This is a genomic window from Paenibacillus sp. FSL F4-0243 (assembly GCF_037963295.1).
Taxonomy (GTDB): domain Bacteria; phylum Bacillota; class Bacilli; order Paenibacillales; family Paenibacillaceae; genus Paenibacillus_AQ.
Genome location: NZ_CP150151.1, coordinates 2,608,705 through 2,630,560, shown reverse-complemented (window position 1 = coordinate 2,630,560; position 21,856 = coordinate 2,608,705). Strand labels below are relative to the sequence as shown.

The 21,856-nt window shown below is 40.8% G+C and carries 18 protein-coding genes; 3 read left to right on the top strand and 15 right to left on the bottom strand.

Going from position 1 to position 21,856, the window contains the following annotated elements; all coding sequences use genetic code 11:
* Positions 1 to 12 precede the first annotated feature (12 nt).
* A complete protein-coding gene (locus tag NSS87_RS11415; RefSeq protein ID WP_042187071.1) occupies positions 13 to 936 on the bottom strand; it encodes an ABC transporter permease subunit in 924 nt (307 codons plus the stop codon).
* An 81-nt stretch (positions 937 to 1,017) separates the two neighbouring features.
* Positions 1,018 to 2,622: an extracellular solute-binding protein gene (locus tag NSS87_RS11410; RefSeq protein WP_076283055.1), complete on the bottom strand. Its 1,605-nt coding sequence runs from the start codon at positions 2,620 to 2,622 to the stop codon at positions 1,018 to 1,020.
* 257 nt (positions 2,623 to 2,879) lie between these two features.
* Between NSS87_RS11410 and NSS87_RS11405 the strand changes: the two genes are divergently transcribed.
* Together NSS87_RS11405 and NSS87_RS11400 are read left to right on the top strand one after the other, a co-directional pair.
* The gene (locus tag NSS87_RS11405) at positions 2,880 to 4,592 is read left to right on the top strand and encodes a histidine kinase (RefSeq protein WP_339247154.1); all 1,713 of its coding nucleotides are present in this window, start codon (positions 2,880 to 2,882) and stop codon (positions 4,590 to 4,592) included.
* A 24-nt stretch (positions 4,593 to 4,616) separates the two neighbouring features.
* Complete coding sequence (locus NSS87_RS11400; RefSeq protein WP_339247152.1) at positions 4,617 to 6,227, top strand: helix-turn-helix domain-containing protein; 1,611 nt, start codon at positions 4,617 to 4,619, stop codon at positions 6,225 to 6,227.
* Positions 6,228 to 6,291: 64 nt separating this feature from the next.
* On the opposite strand, the gene NSS87_RS11395 is transcribed toward NSS87_RS11400, so the two are convergent.
* Entirely contained in the window at positions 6,292 to 7,386 is a 1,095-nt protein-coding gene (locus NSS87_RS11395; protein WP_042187063.1) for a glycosyltransferase family 2 protein, read from the bottom strand.
* Positions 7,387 to 7,554: 168 nt separating this feature from the next.
* Here NSS87_RS11395 and thiD point away from each other — a divergent pair, with 168 nt between their 5' ends.
* Entirely contained in the window at positions 7,555 to 8,367 is an 813-nt protein-coding gene (thiD, locus tag NSS87_RS11390) for a bifunctional hydroxymethylpyrimidine kinase/phosphomethylpyrimidine kinase (RefSeq protein WP_042187061.1), read from the top strand.
* 90 nt (positions 8,368 to 8,457) lie between these two features.
* Here thiD and NSS87_RS11385 read toward each other — a convergent pair whose 3' ends face one another.
* The 12 genes from NSS87_RS11385 to NSS87_RS11330 form a co-directional block, all read right to left on the bottom strand.
* Positions 8,458 to 8,832: a DoxX family protein gene (locus tag NSS87_RS11385; RefSeq protein ID WP_042187059.1), complete on the bottom strand. Its 375-nt coding sequence runs from the start codon at positions 8,830 to 8,832 to the stop codon at positions 8,458 to 8,460.
* A 241-nt stretch (positions 8,833 to 9,073) separates the two neighbouring features.
* Positions 9,074 to 9,505, bottom strand: a complete 432-nt coding sequence (locus tag NSS87_RS11380; protein WP_339247148.1) for an Rrf2 family transcriptional regulator — start codon at positions 9,503 to 9,505, stop codon at positions 9,074 to 9,076.
* Positions 9,506 to 9,632: 127 nt separating this feature from the next.
* On the bottom strand, positions 9,633 to 10,061 hold the full coding sequence (locus NSS87_RS11375) for a hypothetical protein (protein WP_076283059.1): 429 nt from the start codon (positions 10,059 to 10,061) through the stop codon (positions 9,633 to 9,635).
* Between the two features lie 113 nt (positions 10,062 to 10,174).
* Positions 10,175 to 11,518: a glycoside hydrolase family 30 beta sandwich domain-containing protein gene (locus NSS87_RS11370; protein WP_339247144.1), complete on the bottom strand. Its 1,344-nt coding sequence runs from the start codon at positions 11,516 to 11,518 to the stop codon at positions 10,175 to 10,177.
* 84 nt (positions 11,519 to 11,602) lie between these two features.
* Positions 11,603 to 13,240, bottom strand: coding sequence for a sugar ABC transporter substrate-binding protein (locus NSS87_RS11365; RefSeq protein WP_339247141.1), 1,638 nt, complete (start codon positions 13,238 to 13,240; stop codon positions 11,603 to 11,605).
* Positions 13,241 to 13,360: 120 nt separating this feature from the next.
* On the bottom strand, positions 13,361 to 14,248 hold the full coding sequence (locus tag NSS87_RS11360; RefSeq protein ID WP_042187049.1) for a carbohydrate ABC transporter permease: 888 nt from the start codon (positions 14,246 to 14,248) through the stop codon (positions 13,361 to 13,363).
* A 14-nt stretch (positions 14,249 to 14,262) separates the two neighbouring features.
* Positions 14,263 to 15,204 (bottom strand): ABC transporter permease subunit, encoded by a 942-nt coding sequence (locus NSS87_RS11355; protein ID WP_042193674.1) that lies wholly within the window; start codon positions 15,202 to 15,204, stop codon positions 14,263 to 14,265.
* Between the two features lie 230 nt (positions 15,205 to 15,434).
* Entirely contained in the window at positions 15,435 to 16,445 is a 1,011-nt protein-coding gene (locus tag NSS87_RS11350; protein WP_042187045.1) for a LacI family DNA-binding transcriptional regulator, read from the bottom strand.
* 127 nt (positions 16,446 to 16,572) lie between these two features.
* Complete coding sequence (locus tag NSS87_RS11345) at positions 16,573 to 16,860, bottom strand: ArsR family transcriptional regulator (RefSeq protein WP_081382732.1); 288 nt, start codon at positions 16,858 to 16,860, stop codon at positions 16,573 to 16,575.
* 411 nt (positions 16,861 to 17,271) lie between these two features.
* Entirely contained in the window at positions 17,272 to 19,653 is a 2,382-nt protein-coding gene (locus tag NSS87_RS11340; protein ID WP_339247137.1) for an alpha-L-arabinofuranosidase C-terminal domain-containing protein, read from the bottom strand.
* A gap of 197 nt (positions 19,654 to 19,850) precedes the next feature.
* A complete protein-coding gene (locus NSS87_RS11335) occupies positions 19,851 to 20,756 on the bottom strand; it encodes a hypothetical protein (protein ID WP_042187039.1) in 906 nt (301 codons plus the stop codon).
* Positions 20,757 to 20,961: 205 nt separating this feature from the next.
* Complete coding sequence (locus NSS87_RS11330) at positions 20,962 to 21,783, bottom strand: AraC family transcriptional regulator (protein WP_042193672.1); 822 nt, start codon at positions 21,781 to 21,783, stop codon at positions 20,962 to 20,964.
* Positions 21,784 to 21,856 lie beyond the last annotated feature (73 nt).

The window sequence follows — 21,856 nt, the reverse complement described above, 5'->3', positions numbered from 1 at the left end:
TACTCCTCCCTTCTACCACAAGCTATTTTCGCTTAATTTTTTAGAAATCTGATTGACCATGATCAATAAAATAAAATTAATGACCGTGTTGAACAGGTTGATCGCCGACGAAAAGCTATACTGACTGCTGAGCAGACCAATTTTGTAGACATAAGTAGACAGAATTTCACTTGAAGTAATGTTCAAGTCATTTTGCATTAAGTACACCTTTTCAAATCCAACCCCAAGCAGTCCCCCGACCCGCAGGATAAGCAATGTTATCGCTGTTGGCATCAGCATCGGAATATCGATGTAACGAATTTTATGCATCCGACTTGCGCCGTCTACGGTTGCAGCCTCATACAAACTAGGATCAACAGCAGAGAGAGCAGCGATAAAGATAATGCTGTCCCAGCCGACATGCTGCCACACATCCGACCAGACGTACACACTGCTGAATAATCCGGCAGAGCCCATTAGATCAGGAGCTTCTTTTCCAAAAAGACTATATACATTGCCCAGTAGTCCGGTGCTAGGTGAGAACAGAATCATCATTAAGCCCACCATAACTACGGTTGAGATAAAATGTGGCATATAGGATACCGTCTGAAAAAACCGTCTAAAACGGTTTGGTCTCATCTGGTTAACCATCAGCGCAAGTATAATCGGAATCGGAAACGTAATCAGACTGTACACACTGATAATTAGCGTATTTTTGATCGTTGCAGAAAATTGATAGGAATTAAAAAACTTCTCGAAGTATTTGAATCCGGCCCATGGACTTCCGCCTATTCCCAACGCCGGGCTATAATCCTTAAAGGCAATGAGCACCCCATACATGGGTTTATATGCGAATAATAACGTAAGGACTACTGCAGGAAAAAGCAACGTATATAAACCCCAGTTTTGTTTGATTTGTCCGAGTTTCCGACTCAAATGAATTGGATCAGATTTCATAACATCCCCTCCTTATTAAAAATAGAGAATGCTACCCCACAAATTTATGTAGGGCAGCACCTTTTTCGAAAGACGAATAGGTTATTTCACACTCATATAACGACTGTAAGCATCTGTGCGAATCTTAACTAATTTTTCAAGCCCCATTTTATTAAGCTGTTTGACATAATCATCCCAGCCTTCGTCAATTCCGCCTTTGCTAATAAATTGAGCGCGCATTGTATTCACATAACCGTCGATATCCGTGGTCAAGGTTGGCAGCTCCTCGAACTCATCGGAGGTATACATAACGTTAGGGAAAGGCTCTGTTACATATTCACTACCCAGCTTATCCAGCTGCAGCTTCAGTCCATCTCCACTTTCAGGATTAAGAACGATTTTCTGTTCAAAGGACGGGCTCACATATTTTGGTCCGAAATCTCGAAGAGACTGATCCCAATACCAGGCATCTGCGCTGGTTCCAGCTGGTGGATCCATCAATGTATAGGTGCTGTCATCATTCTTCTTAATTACAGTTCCAATCGCACCCCAAAAATTCTGAATGCTCGCTTCGTTCGTGTAGAACTGATCTGCCCAACGCGCAGCAACCTCTGGATACTTACTCGAAGTAGTAATCAGCAGTTCATTACGGTTAAGACTCATCCCAATTGGATTACCGATTGTATAACGCTTACCATCCGGTCCGGCAATCGGTGGAATCGTCACATATTGATCGCTCCATTTACCAAACACAGCGTCCGGGGTCCACTGATACGTAAAGCCTACGATTGGAGCATCCGGATTTTGGAACTTCGCCGATCTCATCGTATCATCCTGAGTGAATACCTCTTTATCTAATAAACCTTCCGCATACAATTTATTTTCCCATTTAAGGCCTTCTTTGAACTCCTCCGAAACAGGGAAATAGATCGCTTTTCCGTCCTTGATGATCATATTGTTGTTATTCAAGTCGGCAATTCCGAAAGGACTGATCAAGTCATTCCCAATTTCAATAAAAGGAATCTCATCTTGTTTGCCATTTCCGTTTGGATCTTGTTCTTTGAAAGCTTTAAGTACGTTGTATAACTCATCAATCGTTTCAGGAGCCTTCAGGCCCAATTTATCGAGCCAAGTTTTGTTAATCACAGGCTGACGAGAGCTTTTTGGACGCGATGGAAGTCTTGTTGGCAGTGAATAGATTTTCCCGTCAGGAAAAGTGCTGATTTTTTTCAACTCAGGCGTTTCTTCCATGGCCGCTTTAAGATTCGGCATATTTTTTTCAATATAATCATCTAACGGCCGGAAAAAGCTTAGATTATTAACGATATCAGAATCTCCGAAGGTTTGATTTCCGAGGATAATGTCTGGAAGTGTACCGCTAGCCAGCAGAATGGACTTCTGTTCGGCCCAGTCATTGGAGGACATCACTTGCCATTCGATTTTGACATTTGTATTTTTCTCCAGATCCTTCAGCCATTGGTTCTGCGTAAACGTGTCTCCCATGCTTCCCCAACGTACGGTCAGCACCTTAAGTGTTACAGGCTCATTAACAATTGGCAGACCTTCTTTGTTGTAACTGCTCGTCTCACTAGTCGCAGCATTATTCCCGTCTTTTCCGCCGCAGCCAGCAATACCAAATACCATAGCCGCCGCCAGCAGACCCACAGTCCATTTCTTTGCCGTCTTTTTCTTACTGTGTTGACTCATCCTCTTAATCCCCCATTTCAATTAATCAAAGATTATCTGAATAGCTTAATCATAACGTCTTATTTTTTCGTATTCCGGACCCTTTAAGACGGTTATCCAGACCTTTGAATCCGCTTACAAAAAATACAAAATCAAAAGCCTTCGCTTGAAGGGACTTAATAACAGTATCCCGACTTCTGTATGTGCTTTCCGGACTTTGCGGTAAATCGCTAGCGAGTTCTCCTGTATTTTTCCTGCAGAGGTCTTATAATGATTTTATGAACAAAAAAACAGCGAAGCACAAAACCTACCCCATTCGTCATTATATAAAAGTCATGATGGCAGTCTCGTTCACAGTCCTCATTCTGGATTTAGCGATCAGCATTACTTCCATTTCTATCGTTAAGCAGCAGTCCACTCGAAATTTACAGGATACTGCGGCACTCTACATTAATCGTATCAATCATGATTTCGCTTACATTAATCACTATATGGGCTGGACGCTTGGGAACGATGAGAGCTTGCTTGCGATGAATACTTACGGGGTCAACAGTATCGAGTTCTTGAAGGCAAATGAGAATCTGCATAAACGCTTTACCGAGCTGCAAAAAAACTACGGACATGAGTACAACTTTTTCTACTATTTGAAAAATGAGAACTACTTTTTAAATTGTGCACCGATCAGTGTGACCTATACGGATTACAGGCAGCTCAAAACGAAGATTATTTCTTATATTGATGATAAGGAGATGTATGAGAAGTTTTATTCCAAATGGACGCCAATCCTTGTTAACAACCACTACTACGTGATTAATATCGTTCCCTATTACAATCGTTATTTAATTGGACTGATCTCCGCCGATAATCTGATCCGTCCTCTACGCCAAATTAATTTGGGTGCCAATGGTTATGTTTCTCTCGTAGATGAGAATGAACAGCCTTTATCGAGTCCCATATCGAACAGCGGAAAGCTGATAACGGAAGAGGGAGGCTTCTCAAATCTTTTGCAATCGCGTACAACAATCAACAGCGCCTTCTCAGACACCACCTTTAGCACTAAAATGGTCATTAAATATGGCATATTCGAAAAAATCATCATTGCTCAGCTGCTTATAATGTTACTCTTCTTCATTGTCACTTCCACTTTATGCATCGTCCTGCTGTTTTTCAAGAAAAGAGTACTAGGCCCGATTCAAAGCTTCTCTGAGAACCTTGCTTTCATTAATGAGGCTGGGCAACCCGCAGATTTCAAAAGCAGTGAGATTATAGAGCTGGAACAAGCAAACACACAGTTTAAAGATTTAGTTGATCAAATCAAAACCTTCAAAATCGCTATGTACGAGCAGGAACTGGAGAAGCAGCGGATACAACTGGATTATATGAAGCTACAGATCAAGCCCCACTTTTTCTTAAATTGCCTGACTAGCATCTATAGCATGGCCCAAATTGAAATGTATAAAGAAATTGAGAATATGACGTTATCTACGTCGAAATATTTCCGTTATATTTTTCAAAATGGTGAGAATTTTGTCCGGCTGGAGGATGAAATTGAACATGTCCGAACCTATCTAGAGATTCAAAAGCAACGATATCAGGATGCATTTATTTACAATATTGAGCAAGAGGATCAGGCAAGCTGTGTGGAAATCCCGCCATTAGTGCTGCAAACCTTCATTGAAAATTCTATTAAATATGCGATTTCACGAGAACATGAAGTAGAGATCAGGCTTACAGTCCAGCGATTACGGATTGAAGAGGAAGACATGCTCGTTATCCAGCTCACCGACACCGGTCCCGGTTTTCCACCGCAAGTGTTAGAGAAGCTTAATCTTGGTGAGCCCTTGGATCAAAGCAACGGTATGCAGATCGGTATTATGAATACGCTTAAACGGCTGGAATATCTCTATTTAAAAAGAGCAACTATCACCTTTTCCAATTTGGAGAGCGGCGGCGCTAGTGTAATCTTATCTCTCCCGGAGCTTCCTAAATAAATCTAAATGAATGGAGAGCTAACTATGAATGTACTGCTTGTTGATGATGACTTTTATGTTATTGCTGCATTGCAAAAGAGAATAGATTGGGAATCGTTACACATTGATACTGTCTATACAGCAAATAATGTCGCTCAGGCACGTGAAATAATAGAAAAGCATTCTATTCAAATTCTAATTTCGGATATTGAAATGCCTCAGGGCAGCGGATTGGAATTACTGGCCTGGATTCGCGAAGGGAATTATAGTATTCAGACTATACTTCTTACTAATTATGCGGATTTCAACTATGCCCAGAAAGCGATTGAATTGCAAAGCTTTGAATATTTTCTGAAGCCCATCGAATTTGATAAGCTGATGCTGATTATCCATAAGGCTGTCACACAGGCAAAAGAGCAGCAAAGAAATGAAAAAGCCATTCAAGGCGGTTACTTTTGGCAAAAAAACCAAGCGAAGATTCTCGAGCATTTTTGGCGTAAGTTGGTTAGTGGAAGCACATCATTTCCGATTAAATTAGCGGACATCACCCTTGCCATTGAGGAACAGAACCTCTCCTATCAAATGAGTGACACTCTGCAGCCTTTAATCTTTAACCTATTTCCTTACAACGGCAGTAGGGGAAAAGAAGAGAAGGATCTTTTTGATTTTGCTCTGCTGAACGTATTATATGAATTATTACAGAGTCCTTGCTTTACCATCGAGAGCATTCTGGAATATAAAGATTATAATTGGATCGCCATATTAAAATGGAATCAGACACCAGACACGTCCTTGCTTGAAGAATTATGCTCTTCCTTTATTCAAAAGGCGATTCCTTATTTAAAATGCGACGTCTGCTGCAATATTGGTTTATACGATAAACTGAATCATGTGGGGAATGTTCTGAAACAATCGCTTCGCATGGATGAAGAAATTACGAGATGCAGAAATCAGACTTTTTTAGTGGAAGCCTATCTCTATCAAAATAAAACTGGCTATACGCCACCGGATCTTGTCTATTTGGAAGAGCTGCTGAACCAGAATCAATTCACTACTTTTCTTGAGGAAGTTACGAAATCTCTAAGAGTTATGCTTAACAATAGAACTCTGGAGACCTCTGTCCTTAGCTTGTTCCGCTTAGATATTGTTCAGCTAGTCTATTCATTTCTCAACCTCAAAGGGATACGGTCACACAAACTTTACTCCGGCAAAACTAACGATAAATTATCCTTGCACTCTCTGAACTCGATCGAGGATATGGAAGAATATCTTAAATATTTAGTGACTACAGCGATGAAATACCGTGAGTTTGCCGCACAGACCAAATCCGTCGCGGAGGAAATCAAACAATACATTCATTCGCATTACGGTGATGATCTGACACGAAATGATTTGGCCGAAATTGTCTACCTCAATCCTGATTATCTGGCAAGAATATTCAAACGAGAAACTGGTGTTTCATTAGGCAGCTACGTCATCCAAGTTAGAATCGCGGCTGCAAAGCATCTATTGGAAACCACAAATATGTCTGTTTATACTGTCGCAAACAAGGTTGGCTATAACAACTACTCCTATTTCTCTAAGCTGTTCAAACAAGAGGTTGGACTCCCTCCCAACGATTACAAAAAAGAACAACAATACAATCCAGCATATTAAAAAGAGGGTGTCTTAACGACGAAAACCCCCAGAGTCAAAATCATGACTACTGGGGGCATTTTTGTTAAGCTTGAATCGCTACATATTTGTCGCCAAGCAGATTTTTAAAATAAGTGCGGTTATATAACATGCTAGGATGGGACGGATAAAAGTTCAACGCCGTTTCATTATGATGATTCGCTAACTCGTGTTGGCCAAGGCGATCATAACAGAGTGCCAATTGGAGATGCGGCAGCCAGGTATAAAAAATCCCATTTTTCATCCCCATCGAATCGTTATCCCGTGGCAGCTGTATCGCAAGCTCATACCAGTATGTTGCTGGGTGCAATTGACCCTTTTCCAATAGAAGGGCCCCAAGTCGGCAGCAGAACTCTGAACGTGGTTTATCGTACTGTAACGTTCTGCATAATGCTTCATATGCACCGTCTTTATCCCCCAGCCGTTCCCGGCATTCGGCAAGCCTTAAGCAAGCTTGAAAATTATCTTCTATCCAGCCCTGTCCACCCGCCAAAAACAGCTCGTAGTATTTGCAAGCCTCTTCATTTATAGCATGATCCCTTAATTCATTCGCATAATAATACTGATCCCTTGGAGAGAATGCTTCACCCTCGGCCACTCTTTTTTGGTAAATCCGCAAATTACGGTCTGTATATTCCTTATCCTTCTCATGGGTAATACAGACATCGCTACTAAAGGAAGGGCCACTTACCTCTAGATACTCATGTACTGGGCCAATCCATTGAAAATTGCAGCTCCGGCGAACTAGCCGATTCCGACGCAAGCTAGCTGTGACATTCCCCGCCTCGTCAAAAGCCAAATTATACTGCATGTTCACGCTGTGAAAATGTCCTGGCAGAATCTCCTTTAGCTTTTTAAACAGAATCTGATCCGCTTCCTTTATATAGTCATCCGCATCCAGCCACAAAATATACTCCTGAGTAGCTTTACTGAAGGCAAAATTACGTGCGGCACTAAAGTTATCGATCCATTCAAAATCGTAAATCACAGCTCCGTAGGACATTGCGATCTCTTTCGTCTTATCCGTCGAGCCTGTATCCACGATAACCACTTCATCTACAAGATTTGCAACGCTAGACAAACATTTATGCAGGCTTTTTTCTTCATTTCGTACAATCATACATAAACTAATCGTGACCATACTCGCCCTCCTAAGCGTTTTGTTTAAAATTTCTTTCTATATTGATATGCAGGGTTAGTGAAATGGAATCCTACACTTGCTTTTTAGAAAGACTTAGGTGCTATTTTTTGTTATAATCAATGCAATGCGTTGTTTATAAATTCAGACATATATAAAGGGGACGTTACCATGACTCAAATTATTAAAACTCTAACTATTGCAGGCAGCGACTCCAGTGGTGGCGCAGGCATCCAAGCGGATCTAAAAACATTTGAAGAGTATGGTACCTACGGCTTTAGTGCCTTGACAACTATCGTTACAATGGACCCGGACAACGGCTGGCACCATAATGTTTATCCAATTGACGCCTCCATTGTTGCTGAGCAGCTAAAAACTATTTTCGCAGGTGGTCCAGTAAATGCCATGAAGACAGGTATGCTGGGAAGTGTTGAAATTGTGCGTGTTGCTGAGCAAGCGATCAAAGAAAATCTACAGACCAATGTAGTGATTGATCCGGTCATGGTCTGCAAGGGTGAAGATGAAGTCTTGAACCCAGACAGCGCGGAGGCTATTCGTGATTTACTTCTGCCACTTGCCACTGTGGTTACACCAAATCTGTTTGAAGCTGGCGTTCTTTCAGGTCTTGGCAAACTTTCTACCCTAGAGGATATGAAAGAAGCTGCTCGTCTGATTCATAAGCTCGGAGCAAGTAATGTCGTGGTTAAAGGCGGCAAAGCACTCGGGGGCGATCAAGCGATTGATGTCTTCTTCGACGGTGCTGAGTACACCGTATTTCAAACAGCCAAAATCGAGCCTGCTCACAATCATGGGGCTGGATGTACCTTTGCCGCTGCCATTACAGGCGGTTTAGCTAACGGTCTGTCCGTTCATGAAGCTGTAGCAAAAGCTAAAGATTTTGTCTCCGCTGCCATTCGCAATGGCTTTGCGTTCAATGAATATGTGGGTCCTGTATTTCATGGTGGCTATCGTTTAGAACGTTAGAACCCTAAGCTACAGATCCTGAAACAAAAATGGCAGTCCAGATGCTGTATTTCAGCACTGAACTGCCATTTTTTTATTGGGTGAGTATAATTACTTAAACCCTGGAAAATCAGCCAGATCGGAAAGACGGATGAAAAATACAATAATTGCTAACACGCCAAGCAGGATAATCGGAAACGTCTCTTTGAACGAATCTTTTTCGCGTATATGAACCAGAATTCCGCCGATAGCTGTAACGCCAAGTATAAGTGCGCCTGCTGCTGCCCAGCTAGGCTCCCAGTAGCCAACAACCAATACTGCCGCTGCCACAATCTCAACTAGACCCGTTACTACTCGAAACCATTGTGGTAAACGCCATTTTTTAAAGTTATCCACGTGCATTTTTGAACCCGCTACTTTTCCCGACCCTGCCATAACGAAAGCAAGTATCAACAGGCTTTGTAATACGATGGATACAATATTCATGATCATCACTCCCTAAAATAATTTGCAACTATAATAAGCACATATTAAAGTACATGAACCCACTGCTAAACAATAGATGTTACTTACGCTACTCCGCTTTGTTTATTCCCCCTTGCTATTATATGTGCTCACCTCAAGCACAATACCTACAAAATAAAATTGCAGTGCCGACTGCAACTCACTTTATTATAGTAGCTTAATAAATATTTTACCAGTACCTTTTTTATTGAAAATTAAAATATTAAGTAAAAAACTCTACCCGCTCCATCACATTAGTAATCGTATATTGGCGTAAATATTGAATGGTCCGTTGTTCTGTCTCCTGGAGAATTTTTTCAAGCTCTACATCGAGCAAAGCACTTGCTCCACAGGCCATATCCACTTCTAACTCCTCCGTCGTTGTACTAACTGCTTCATAAATCTCTCCCAGTGTAATCTCATCGGCAGATTTCAGAAGAACGTACCCGCCTTCTCTTCCACCTTTGGACTCCACGATTCCCGCAGTTGCCAAAGACTGCATCACTCTACGCATAAAGGTTGCGTGTGAATTGACTTGGCTTGCAATCATTGAACTAGATAGGATGCTCCCGCTTTTAGCCAGCCAAACGATCGAATGTACCGCTATTTTAAAACGGGGAGGTCCGATGTTCACTCCACGATTAGCTGTACTCATGCCCCATCTCCCCTTTCAACTGCAATTATATAAAGCACATTATAGAGTAAAACAAGGGATGGAGCAAACCAACAAGGGCATATTCCATAGGAATATACCCTGTAATATTTAGCGTTTCTATGATTGATTATTCAAAATTCGCAAACTTAATACTTTGCTTATGCTTACGTCTATTCTGATCATTCCACGAGAGAACGACTTCCAGTTCTTTTGCCCCACTCTTTATAAAAAATTGACTAAAGCTAACCGTCTCATTCGGTCTCATATCATAGCTAAATGGATCAGCTAAGATGATTTGTTCCTGATTAGCGTCTTGTACTGGTCGATACAACTCAAAGGTTACATCTATCGTATCTTCACTCAAATTTGTGACTAATAGCTCGTAGCTCTTATATTTTTCCGGCTGTGGCGAAGGCAGTTTACTTTTATGGAGCTCCACTGCCCATTTGGTTGTTTCACTCTTTACAGGTAGCATACTTTTAACCGCATAAATACTAGAGCCACCAGTAATCATCAAACACAGAACTAGCAGCGTCAGCACAAACCTTCTATTCAATGCTCATATCTCCTCGCTATAGGTATGCGTTTAAGATTCACGAACACTGATTTTTTATGCATTTTTCGGCAAAAAAAGTACTCGAATCTAAATTCGAGCACTTCATACACATATTATTTAATTAAAATAGATAAAGCACTTTTAGAGCCTAAACGGAACGATAAATCATCCTTACCCTGCAATTTCACAGCTACATTCTCAGCCTTTTCACTATCGTTGAACAAAACAACCGCAATAGAGTGATCTGTATTCTTAAAAGCTACGGAACGAATCACTTCTTGATTAGTGGAAGCGTCAATACGTACAGCCTTAGGGCGAATGAATTTGCTGAAGTGTGCCAGTGCATAGTAGTCCAGTGTATACGTAAGTTCCTTAGTCTCTTGGTTGACCGTCACAATACCGCGACAAGTACTTTTACCAAAGCCCGGTACAGTTGGACCGTTCTTCTCATCTAAGGCCATATTCCACAAGACAAAGGATTTACTATGGTTTCTAAGAATATCAATCCCTGTTCTCATGACATTCGAGAAGGCTTGTTCAAACGGAGGAATCCATTCTCCACCAGAACCTTCTGTGAAATGCACTTCTTTATCCGCGAAAGCTCTCAGCACCTCTGATTGTGCTGACGCATTCCCGCCATACCAGTGCCAGGCAACACCGTCCACTTCATCTTTCGCATAATCGAGCACCGTGAGTGGATAATCCGGACGATCCCAGTTGTGATCATAGCAGAGAACTTTTGTATGGATGTTGTTTTTCACGAAGCTAGGCTTCAAATAATTTTTAATGAAATCTCTTTGCGCCTCTGGCAACATTAACATACTAGGATAGTGCTTTGGTTCAAAAAGAGGCTCGTTCTGCGGGGTTACCGCATAAGTTGGCAGACCATGCTTTTCAAATGCTTGAATGTATCGTACAAAATAATCGGCATAAGCCTGGTAATATTCTTGTTTAAGTTCACCGGCGATCATCGATCCGCTAGTCTTCATCCAGCCTGGTGCACTCCAAGGCGAAGCCATCAGCTTGATCTCAGGGTTAAGTTCCAGTGCTTGTTGTAACAAAGGGATAATATCAGCTTCATCATGTGCGATGGAGAAATGAGTTAATTCTGTATCGGTTTCCTGAGCAGGCATATCGTCATAGCTATAAATATCTCTAGCATAATCCGATGCTCCCATTGGATTTCTTAATACGGACAAGCCAATTCCATCTTGGGAATCAAAAAGCTTGCTCATGACTTCTTTTTTCTGTTCATTATTCAGGACTTGGTTAATCAAGTAGGCGGATGAATCCGTAAAGGATGCCCCAAAGCCATCCATTTCCTGAAAGGTTTGATTCTCATCGAGGTTTACAGTAGTGACCGGCTCATCTGAAGCCATTGGAGTCAATTGTTCTAGCGTTTGCTCTACGAACAATTCGTTTTCCCCTGTAGATTGATAAATTTTAAGTTTTGTCATGTTGTTTCCCTCCACTTTTCTATATATTTTGCTATGTTTCTGTATGATAAGGCCCCGGTAAAGGGGCCCCATCCAGCCTTTTACTTATTTAAGACCTAATTTTTCTTTGTTGCTCTTCATTTTTTCAGTGCGAATTTCTGCGATCTTATCCCAGTTGTTATCCTTCAAGAATGATTTGTAAGCAGCCAAGGTGCTATCAAATGTTGCTTCATCCTTAGCACGAATCATACTCACAAGCGTAGTGTTCCAATTTGTATCGATTGCAGATAGGCTACGAGCTTCAGGCGTTCCTTGAGCCGGGTTGATATTTTCAAGAATAAAGTGTGGTTTCAGCTTTCCTTTACCCCACTCTTGCATTTGTTTAATAGAATCTGCGAATGCGTCATTACTTAGAGCTTTATCGCGGTCATGTCCAAAGAACATAAATTCGCCCATCCGGTAATCCTTTTTAAATTTATCGGCATTATTCAATTGAAGATCTTTGATTTCAGGTAAAAATTCAATTTTACCCGCTTCGTTAACCTTATAGGTTTCCCCTTCAATACCATAGTTCATAAGCTTTTGTCCTTCTTCACTCAATAGATAAGTGTAGATCTGAATCGCTTTGGCAGGGTCTTTAGCCTTTTTAGTGACATAGGTAATCATCCAGCCTGTAATTCCTGACTGATTCAACGTTGGCTCATGTCCAACTGTGCTTTGCGGTCCATCAATAGCGATATATTCTTTGTCTGGATTTTCTGTCATGAAGATTTGCAGGTTACCACTTTGTTGAGGTGTTCCATCGAGCATCAGCGTTGCATATTTACCGGATTTCAATTTTTCTTCAAAAGCCGTCCCGTCATCTGCAAAGCTGTCATCGCTGATGTCACCATTTCTGTAGACTTCATTTAATGTTTTCAACCAAGTCAGATAATCCTCATCTAGGTTACGGTTGTAGAATTCACCATTTTCGGTTTCCATCGGTACGCCGATGAAATCCTGAAGAACATCTCCCAAAGAACCAGTGCCTGTGCCAATAGAGTTAAAACCAAAAGGAATCATTGCCGGGAATTGCTTTTTGATTTGCTGCATAACACTCTTGAATTCTTCAGGAGTTCCAATGGTTGGTTTTCCAATCGCTTCATAAACATCCTTACGGATGACGAATGCCGTTTTAGCAGGAATGTTACCGCTGTCAAAATCGTTTTGCGTATTAGAATAGTTAGGATAGCCATAAGTCTTACCGTCTGCTAATTGGAACCAGTTCATCGTATCTTTTGCTGCTACTTTATTGAAATAAGGATCATATTTATCTGCCAGGTCATTCAAAGGCAATGCCCAAGTTGCGGCTTTTTGTACCACTGGTGAGTTCGAATCAAAGATAGTCAACATATCCGGCATTTCGCCACCGGCAAAAATAGTATTTAACTTCGTGTCGTCCCCAGTAATGAATTTAATATTGATGTTCAGGTCCTCTTTAATCTTTTTAGTAACGAGGTCCTTACCAAAGTCTGTGTTCCACCAATCCGCATTTACATACCAAGTGAGATCCGTAGTTTCTTCTTTTTTATCAAGCTTCCAAGCTGGTGTTTCTGGGTCAATTGTATATCGCCCTTCAATGGAGCTTAATTCTTTGCTGGAGTTATCAGAACTACCCTTCGATCCACAACCCGTAAATACCAATACAACAGCCATAAGCGCAGTACAAAGTTTGAGTCCTTTTTTCCCAAATGCTTTGTTCATCCCTTGTTTCCCCCTAAAAAAGTTTTGGTAGTAACGGAAGTGTAGATCTGATAGTACAAGCTACACTTCCGATGGATCATTTCGTACATAAGTGTTTGTTATAAAATCCCTCCAATCTTTCTATTCTTTCACCGCCCCCATCATCATTCCTGAAATAAAGTACCTCTGTAATATTGGATACATCACAACAATCGGCAAAGTTGTAATGACAATTGTTGCTAGTTGAACCCCTTTAGTAGTAGTTTCGATAATCGCAGATCCGCCGACATTTTGCATGGATTGCGTTTGCGACTGAACGATAATTTCATAGAGCTTCATCTGCAGCGGATACAGTGCTTGATCGGTAATGTATAATTTGGTAGTCATAAAGTCATTCCACTGCCCAACCCCGTTAAATAACGCGATCGTAGCCATAGCCGGCATGGAAAGAGGGATAAAAATCTTCAGGAATATACGCCAGTCACCTGCACCATCGATTTTGGCCGACTCTTCAAGTGAATCCGGTACGTTTCTAAAGAAGTTCATTAGAATAACTACGTCATAATAACTGAACAAGGCTGGGATAATATAAACCCAAAAGCTGTTCAATAGACCGAGTGATTTAATCAATAAATACGTTGGAATCATACCACCTGAGAAGAACATGGTGATTACACCCATGGCAACGTATAGCTTGCGGCCACGTATGTATTTTTTACTCAAGCCATAACCGATCATCGCGCAAAAGAATACGTGGGTAATGACACCGATGAACGTTTTGGCAATGGAGACTAGAAAGGCTAATCCTATCGTCTCGTCATTAAATACTGCGCGGTAATTCTCTAAGGAGAAATCAGTAGACCAGAATATAAATCCACCTTCCGCGAGCGCTTTACCTGAGCTTAAGGAGGATATGACCACATTCCATAAAGGAACAACGATAATTACAGTACAGATACAGAGTAAAATAATATTTATAGTGTTAAAGATTCGACTGTCGAGATCTTCTTTAGCTACCGTACGATTCACAAAAATGCCTCCTTCTACAGAACTGATTGATTATCATTTAATTTGCTGGACACTTTGTTGGCACTAATCAGTAGGATCACAGAAACAATGGAGACACCTAAACCAACAGCAGTAGCATAAGAGAAGTCACCTTGCGTCATACCCATACGATACACATAAGAATTGATTACCTCTGCTTTGGCACGGTTCTGAGAATTCATCAAGACCAATGTTTGATCCAGATTGGATCCTAATAAACCGCTTACAGTCAGAATCAGATTTAAACTGATAATTGGCTTCATATTAGGTAGGGTAATATTCCAAATTTGTCTCATACGACTTGCCCCATCTATTTTGGCAGCTTCATAATAAGTAGGATCAATTTTGGACATGATGGCTAAGTATAAAATTGTTCCCCAACCTGCCTCTTTCCAAATATCCGATAACGTTGCAATCCACCAATACTTGTTCGCATCAAGCAAGATATTTACCGGTTTCGAAATGATTCCCAAATTGAGCAGGATTTCGTTAAACATACCGGAGGAAGAGAACCAAGCAATCAACATCCCGCCCAGAACGATCCAGGACAAAAAGTGTGGTAAATAAGAGATTGTTTGTACTATTTTCTTAAAGCGTCCACCGCTTAATTCATAAATCATGACGGATAGAATAATTGGAATAACAAAACCTATAGCTAATTTCAGAAAGCTGATCCCCAAGGTATTGACTACAGCATCCCAAAAATATTTGTCTGATAAAATAATTCTGAAATTATCAAGCCCCACCCATGGTGCAGAATCGAGCGTGTCTATTACGGTGTAGCTCTTAAAAGCAATCGTTAATCCGTAAATAGGAATGAAACAAAAGATAATCATAAAAATGATTCCCGGGATGACCATGGACTGAATCTCCCATTGCCTCTTATAATCAATCACAAATTCTTTGACCCTCTGTCCCATAGGTTTCTTACTGTTCATTGGATTCTTCCCGTTCACTGGCACTACGGCTAATTTATCCACGTTTTTCTTCTCCCCTCCAAATCATGATCCCCATAACAATAAAAACGTTTTTATTTCTTTTTAAAAAAAACCTCCTAAAAGCAATAAAATTATCAAGCATAAACGCCTTCAGTGTCCTTATCAGGACGATATACTTTCTTATATTTAAAAAATGATCGGATACTATCTTGTTGCCCTTCTTGAAAGCGTTAGTACCGATCAATCTTCACTTGAGTAGAACCACGTACAATTAGTTCACCTGGCAATTTCATCATTTCGCCCTGTTCCTTCTTCTGAATCATGCGAACCAGGTGATTTATGGATAGAATACCTTGTCTGGCAATTTGATTTCTTACCGTCGTTAATGGCGGTGAGAAATACTGCGCGATATCAATATCGTCAAACCCCATAACGCTTATATCCAACGGGACTTCATATCCATTCGATTTCAAAGCTTGAATACATCCAATGGCACTCAAATCATTCCCCGCTAAAAAAGCATCAGGCATTTTTTCAGGACTTAAATGAACTAGAGACTTTATAGCGTTATAGGTGCTCTCTTCCTCAAAATATCCTTGGATAATATACTCTTCGTTCGTAGGAAGCTGATATTGACGCAAAGCGGCCAAGTATCCTTCTTTCCGCTGAACACTGTCATACATCTCATCTACACCAGATATGTAAGCAATTTTCTTGTGTCCCAGACTGATTAAATATTTAGTTGCTTCGTAAGCAGATTCAAACGAATTAAAGATTACGCTTCCCATCGTTTCATTCTTAAGTGGTCGATCCAGAAACACAGCCTTGATCTTGTCTTTTACCATTGCGGCAATTTCTTCTTCATCTATTCTCAGCTCTTCATAGATAATGACACCATCCACACGTCGACCTAGAATATTGCTCATAATTACTTGTTTATCCTTTGTAACAAATACATTTAATCCATAACCTAACCGATCACATTCACGAGACATGGACTCCACCAGCTTATAGAAGTACGGGCCCGCTACACTTGTCGTGAAAAAACCTAGCATTTTAGTTTTTCCGTTCCTTAGGAGCTTGCCATTTAGGTTTGGAACATAATTTAATTGCTTCGCAACCTTAAGCACATGTGATTTGGTCTCCGGATTTAATACATCAACGTCATTTAGTGCGTTGGAAACTGTAGAAATGGACACTCCAGCCTCTCTAGCAACGTCTTTGATAGTTACCTTTTCCATAACGATTCAATCTTCCTTTACAAATAAAAACGTTTTTATAAATTTAAATTATCATAAAAACGTTTTCATTACAATATGTTTTTTTATTTTTATTAATTCTCTATTTCGTATCATTCACAATATCTGATTAGCAGATTCCCCGAGATCCTGATAATTTAATCTGCAGGCAGTTCGTAGACAGTGAGCAATACTTATATGTCCCTCCATCCACACGTCTCATTTTAGAGTTAATCAGGCCTGCTTTTTGTAGCTTGGCAACATGGGTGCTAACCATCGCACTACTTATATAGAGCTCGGCAGCCAGTTCTTTAATATGCATCTCTTTTCGGTCTAATAGTTCGATAATCCTTAACCTGACTTCACTTGCAAGTGCTTCATAGACTCGAAGCGATTCTGTATCTGTAGTTAAGTGCATTTTATTGTCTCCTATGCCTTTGAATTAGTATTTTTATGTATTCACAAATCAATTTCTTAGTTAACAATAATATTAATCATTAATTTAACATAAGCGAGATAAGTATGGATGCAGTGTAGCTACTACCTGTGATTATATTCAAGCTAAGAAAAAGAGCAAGAAGAAAATTAGAGTTCGAAGATGTATACCCACTAGAAGAACACTGGTCGTGGCTGCTGTCTCATTACATTACTAAAACCTGTGAACCGTGTAAAGATGGTCTGCGTCGGCCAGCTATTAATGATATTGCACCTATCATGACTTAGAATATCCTAGAATGTGATCGTCTGTGGGTGAACAGCTATACAACTGGACATAAACGCCCCTTTGAACCTTTTTAACACTAAGGATTCAGAGGGGCGTTTTTAGTTTTTATTTTATTCTAAAAATCGTTACAGATTGTTTAGGGAACTCATAAGAAAAACTGCTGACCATCGTCGTAAAATTGGTTTGCTTAGGAGAGACAAACTCTTTATTCTCGAAGTTATTTTCATCCTCAAGCTGGTAATCTGACAGTTCATATACTTCGATGGACAAGTCCTTTTTTGCCATCTCTTCTAATATAATCTCAGCAGAAACGCTGTTCTCTTGTACATTCACTGTCTTAAGAATGATATCCCCTGTGAAATCCTCCACACTTGCTGTGTAATAAAGCGGTTCGATGATCGGAAGTTTGTCCTCCGTCTCATTGATCAGCTCTCCGTTAATATAAGTACGAATATGTCTGCCTGATACTTCTAGCTTCAGATCGTATTCTACGTCTGTTTCAACTGTAAACATAGAATGTGTAAGCACAGAGTTTCTCCCGTTAATAATTGATGCCACAATGGAATCCTGATTCTGCCAGCCACCTAGTTCCCAATACAAATGATTCTGATCATCTGCTTTACCAAAATAGAACACAAACCCTTTATTCCCTGCGGTTCTAGTAGCCTTAAAATTCAAGGTATAGCTCTCCCACTCCGTCTCTCCAAGCTCTAGTGTTCGTTTGGCCGTTCCGTTCTGAGCAGGATCAGGCAGGTTTGATACTTCTTCTGACAACTCAGAATACGTCTTCACTTCTCCCGTAACATTGTTGACCAGTGTGATTTCTGAATATCGAGCAGCGGATGCATCCACACCCAAGCTAATCGCTCCTGTGATCGCTTCAACTTTGCGTTCCTCAGGTACTGTGAAGCCGTTCGCTTTTATCTCCAGCAGCTGATCTCCCTGATGGTTCATGAATAGCTTTTGAACATAGTAGTTCGCAGTTCCGTACACTTCATAATTATTAAACCAGATTAGATCCGGCTTCCAGTTGATATAATCCACATTGCAGAGCATAGGAGCATAACATGCCAAACCAACCGCATGAGCGTTGTTCTGAAGTCCCGTCATAAAAGCCGCTTCCACTAATGCGTTATAATAGGTATTGCCCCATGAAGCATATTCACCTAAGAATACTTTCGGTTCATCCGCCTTAAAGTCATCATAACGATGATGATTCGCCAGGAACCATTCAGGTGTACAGTAATAATGCTCGTCTACAAGATCAGACCTATTCTCTTTTGCAGATGTCCAGCCCCGCTCATATTCCTTACCAGCAGAGAATGGACCGCTCGAATTAATGACCTTAATATCCGGATATTTCTGTTTAATGGCTTGATGAAAGTATGGATATCTCTCGAAAAAGGGTGCACCTACCTCTTCATTGCCGATGCCGATATACTCTAACCCAAAAGGTTCCGGGTGCCCAAGGTTCGCACGTATCCTTCCCCACTTCGATGAAATGTCCCCATTGGCAAATTCGATCAAATCCAGTGCATCCTCAACCCAGGGCATTAATTGACCCAGCGGCACCATACGTTTATGATGCGGATCGTAGCCGCCCGGAAGAACGGGAATCGGCTTAGCTCCAATATCCTCACAGAACTGAAAATATTCAAAGTATCCTAACCCAAGCGTCTGATTGTAGGACCAGTTATTCCGCCTTGCCGGCCTTTGTGCCACATCCCCTAATGTATTCTTCCATCTGTACATAGAATCTCTGTCATCTGGATTTAAGGAACCGTCATGTACCAGACAACCTCCCGGAAACCGCATGAATTTAGGCTTTAAGTCGGCGAGTAACAGTGAAATATCTTCACGCATGCCCCCAGGTCTGTTCATAAAGGTCTTCTCCGGAAACAGAGAAACCATGTCCAGATATACCCTCCCGCTGCCTTTGGTAACGATTACAAGACGTGAACTAGTATCTGTAGCCTTAGACTTAATAACTGCTTCGTATCGAGTCCATTCGGAGTGATTCACAGCGATTTCCGCTCCACCATGAATGATACCGTTTGTACTTTCAATGGTTACGATAAGGGGTACGTCAAAGCTTGTCTCCCGACGAGCATATACCGAGAACTTATAATTCTCGCCCTCTTTTACTGGAATACCACTATTGAATCCCAGATTCATCAACCCAACGCCGTCACCTTCAGCCACAATATCAATGGCAACATAATGTGGATTACGATCATTCAAAGGCTCGTTATCCTCCACGGTGATTACGGTTTTCCCATCTCCACGTTCTACAGGCTCCCAAGCCATTAACGCATGATAATCGGCCCGATCGATCGGATCAAATTCAAAGGATCGATTCTGAACTAGCTCAGCATAAAGTCCACCATCTGCCGCATGATTTAAATCCTCAAAGAAGATTCCAAATAAATCACCTAATGCTGCACCACGCTTCTGTGTATGTATTGTCAGAGTTCCTTCTGTCTTCATTCTTTCATCACTCCCTTGTCAAATTCAGTTTAGTTTATATTTATATTACTTAGTTCACATCTATATGAATCATTATAGTGAGTTCACTTCACATTCGTCAATTCAGATGCTTCGAATGTACAACAAAAAAGCCGATATCGTATGAGAATCCATACAACATCGGCCTTTATAACACAGGTCCATTTATACCTACTCATTTATTTAGCAGTCATTTGCCCTACTAAGAACTCAACAAAATCAGTTGATTTGTTCTTATCTTCATCTTCTCCAAACACCCCAATGATCATCTTCCGTGAATGAATTGGAAGGTCTGTAGCAAATTTCGTATCTGTGATATCTACGCCTGTGATCCATTCTTCACCGTTCTCCGTATTTTTTATACGTTTCAAACGAATATCATCTAGAGGAAGTCCCGCTGATTTAACAAACGGCTCTAGATTCTTAAGTCCCTGCTGTTGTCCGATCCAATCAAAAGTAGCATCATCCAAAATAAGAATATTCGGACGATCCGCCGCCAGCATCGCCATCGCGCGCTGGATATAAGTCATGTCTAACGCGCCTCCACCTTCTCCACCTGTTGAGGGAAGGTATACGACTTCCGTCTTTACCCGCTTCCAAGCTGGATAACGATTGACGATCTCTTGTTTAAGCTCTTCATCCTTACCTGATGGATCTTGAGATTCATAGTTTCCTAGGAACATGATAGTTACATCCACTGGCGGGAGTGAAGCTTCATATTTTTTGGCTTGATATTGATTATAAAGAGCGTTACCTCCAAAGATTAGCACTAACAGCACAACGATAGATACAAATGTATGGACTTTGTATAGCCTAAAAAAATTCTCCGATTTACGCGCTATGCCGGAAAATGCTCCCCATTTCTCTAGCCGCTTGTCCTCTGCCTCCTGAATTTCCTGCTGATCTAAGCCGTCTAAGATCGTTTTGTAAGCCAGAAATTCTTCTTCATAGGCTGCAGCCTCAGTTTCTGAGGAATTTGATTTACGGCGTTTCAAGTGCAAATCAAACTTTTTATTCAGTTCCTCCCGGGTAATGTCTACAGGCAAGTCCAAACGTTCGTATGCCTCTTTTAACTTCTCATTCAAATTGATGACTCCTTCCTGATGCTTTGCTAGATATCTGATCATAAATTTGGTTCTATGTATTGAATTAGATTGGACATACACATATTGCAAAAAAATGAGCGAATTCGTGAAAAATACAATATATGAACTCAATTAAACTATATCATGGAGTGCTAGACGCTAACAAGTAAGCGTTTATCATAGGGCTTAGAGGCATTCTATTACTCTAGTCCAAACCATGCAGCTGTTTAAATTGCTCTGGACTCATTCCAGTCAACCGCTTAAACACTAGACAAAAGTAGCTGGCATTTTCGAAGCCCACTAACTGAGCAATTTCATACATTTTTTTATCTCGTTCATTGAACATTAGCTGTTTACTCAAGTTAATACGTTGCTTGTTGATATAGGTTACAGGTCGATCATGAATTGTTTTTTGAAAAAGCCTGCATAAATACTGTGGCGACACTGCAATAACCTCCGCAAGTTCCTTTAATGGGAGGGTCCTATGAAGATTCCTTTCTATATGTCGCAACACCGGTTTAATTCGCTCCAATTCAAGAGCCTCGTTTAGAGGAGAAACTAGGTTGCTTTTTAAATCCAGTAGCAGCGCGTATAGTTGTTTGGATCGTTCCAGATTCGTTTCCAGTTCATTACTATCTGACAAGTTGAGCATTTCTTTTAAAGGATTTAGCCACTTATCCTCCTTCAACCTTGCAGGGCCTGATTCGCGGATTCCTGCGTACAGCAGCATTTGACCGGCCTCTCTACCATTAAATGAAATCCATGACAGCTTCCACTTACTACTGATTGGCGCATACGAATGCGTAATATTCGGGAACAAAAAGAATACATCCCCTGAACCCACAATATATCGTTTCTCCTGAATGACAAGTTCGCCTTTGCCTTCGTGAATCTGATGTATTTGGTAATCCGGAAATCCGGTAGGACGTAAGGTTTCTGCCTGATGCTCCCAAAATCCAATGGTTGTAGCATATAGCGGCAGCATATTCGTATCTTCCGTTTGGCAAAAAATTATTTTACTCTCCATCTGATCACTCGTTTCATATTTTGTTATATTGGATGAAAAATCTTTTATATCTCTTACCATTACTCCAATTTAT

Bases quoted from the DNA above. Each gene is read 5' to 3' on its own strand.
- NSS87_RS11340 (WP_339247137.1), bottom strand. From the start codon at position 19,653: ATGAAGACAGAAGGAACTCTGACAATACATACACAGAAGCGTGGTGCA.
- NSS87_RS11385 (WP_042187059.1), bottom strand. From the start codon at position 8,832: ATGAATATTGTATCCATCGTATTACAAAGCCTGTTGATACTTGCTTTC.
- NSS87_RS11370 (WP_339247144.1), bottom strand. From the start codon at position 11,518: ATGACAAAACTTAAAATTTATCAATCTACAGGGGAAAACGAATTGTTC.
- NSS87_RS11330 (WP_042193672.1), bottom strand. From the start codon at position 21,783: ATGGAGAGTAAAATAATTTTTTGCCAAACGGAAGATACGAATATGCTG.
- NSS87_RS11400 (WP_339247152.1), top strand. From the start codon at position 4,617: ATGAATGTACTGCTTGTTGATGATGACTTTTATGTTATTGCTGCATTG.
- NSS87_RS11355 (WP_042193674.1), bottom strand. From the start codon at position 15,204: ATGAACAGTAAGAAACCTATGGGACAGAGGGTCAAAGAATTTGTGATT.
- NSS87_RS11405 (WP_339247154.1), top strand. From the start codon at position 2,880: ATGAACAAAAAAACAGCGAAGCACAAAACCTACCCCATTCGTCATTAT.
- NSS87_RS11350 (WP_042187045.1), bottom strand. From the start codon at position 16,445: ATGGAAAAGGTAACTATCAAAGACGTTGCTAGAGAGGCTGGAGTGTCC.
- NSS87_RS11345 (WP_081382732.1), bottom strand. From the start codon at position 16,860: ATGCACTTAACTACAGATACAGAATCGCTTCGAGTCTATGAAGCACTT.
- NSS87_RS11410 (WP_076283055.1), bottom strand. From the start codon at position 2,622: ATGAGTCAACACAGTAAGAAAAAGACGGCAAAGAAATGGACTGTGGGT.
- NSS87_RS11395 (WP_042187063.1), bottom strand. From the start codon at position 7,386: ATGGTCACGATTAGTTTATGTATGATTGTACGAAATGAAGAAAAAAGC.
- thiD (WP_042187061.1), top strand. From the start codon at position 7,555: ATGACTCAAATTATTAAAACTCTAACTATTGCAGGCAGCGACTCCAGT.
- NSS87_RS11380 (WP_339247148.1), bottom strand. From the start codon at position 9,505: ATGAGTACAGCTAATCGTGGAGTGAACATCGGACCTCCCCGTTTTAAA.
- NSS87_RS11365 (WP_339247141.1), bottom strand. From the start codon at position 13,240: ATGAACAAAGCATTTGGGAAAAAAGGACTCAAACTTTGTACTGCGCTT.
- NSS87_RS11415 (WP_042187071.1), bottom strand. From the start codon at position 936: ATGAAATCTGATCCAATTCATTTGAGTCGGAAACTCGGACAAATCAAA.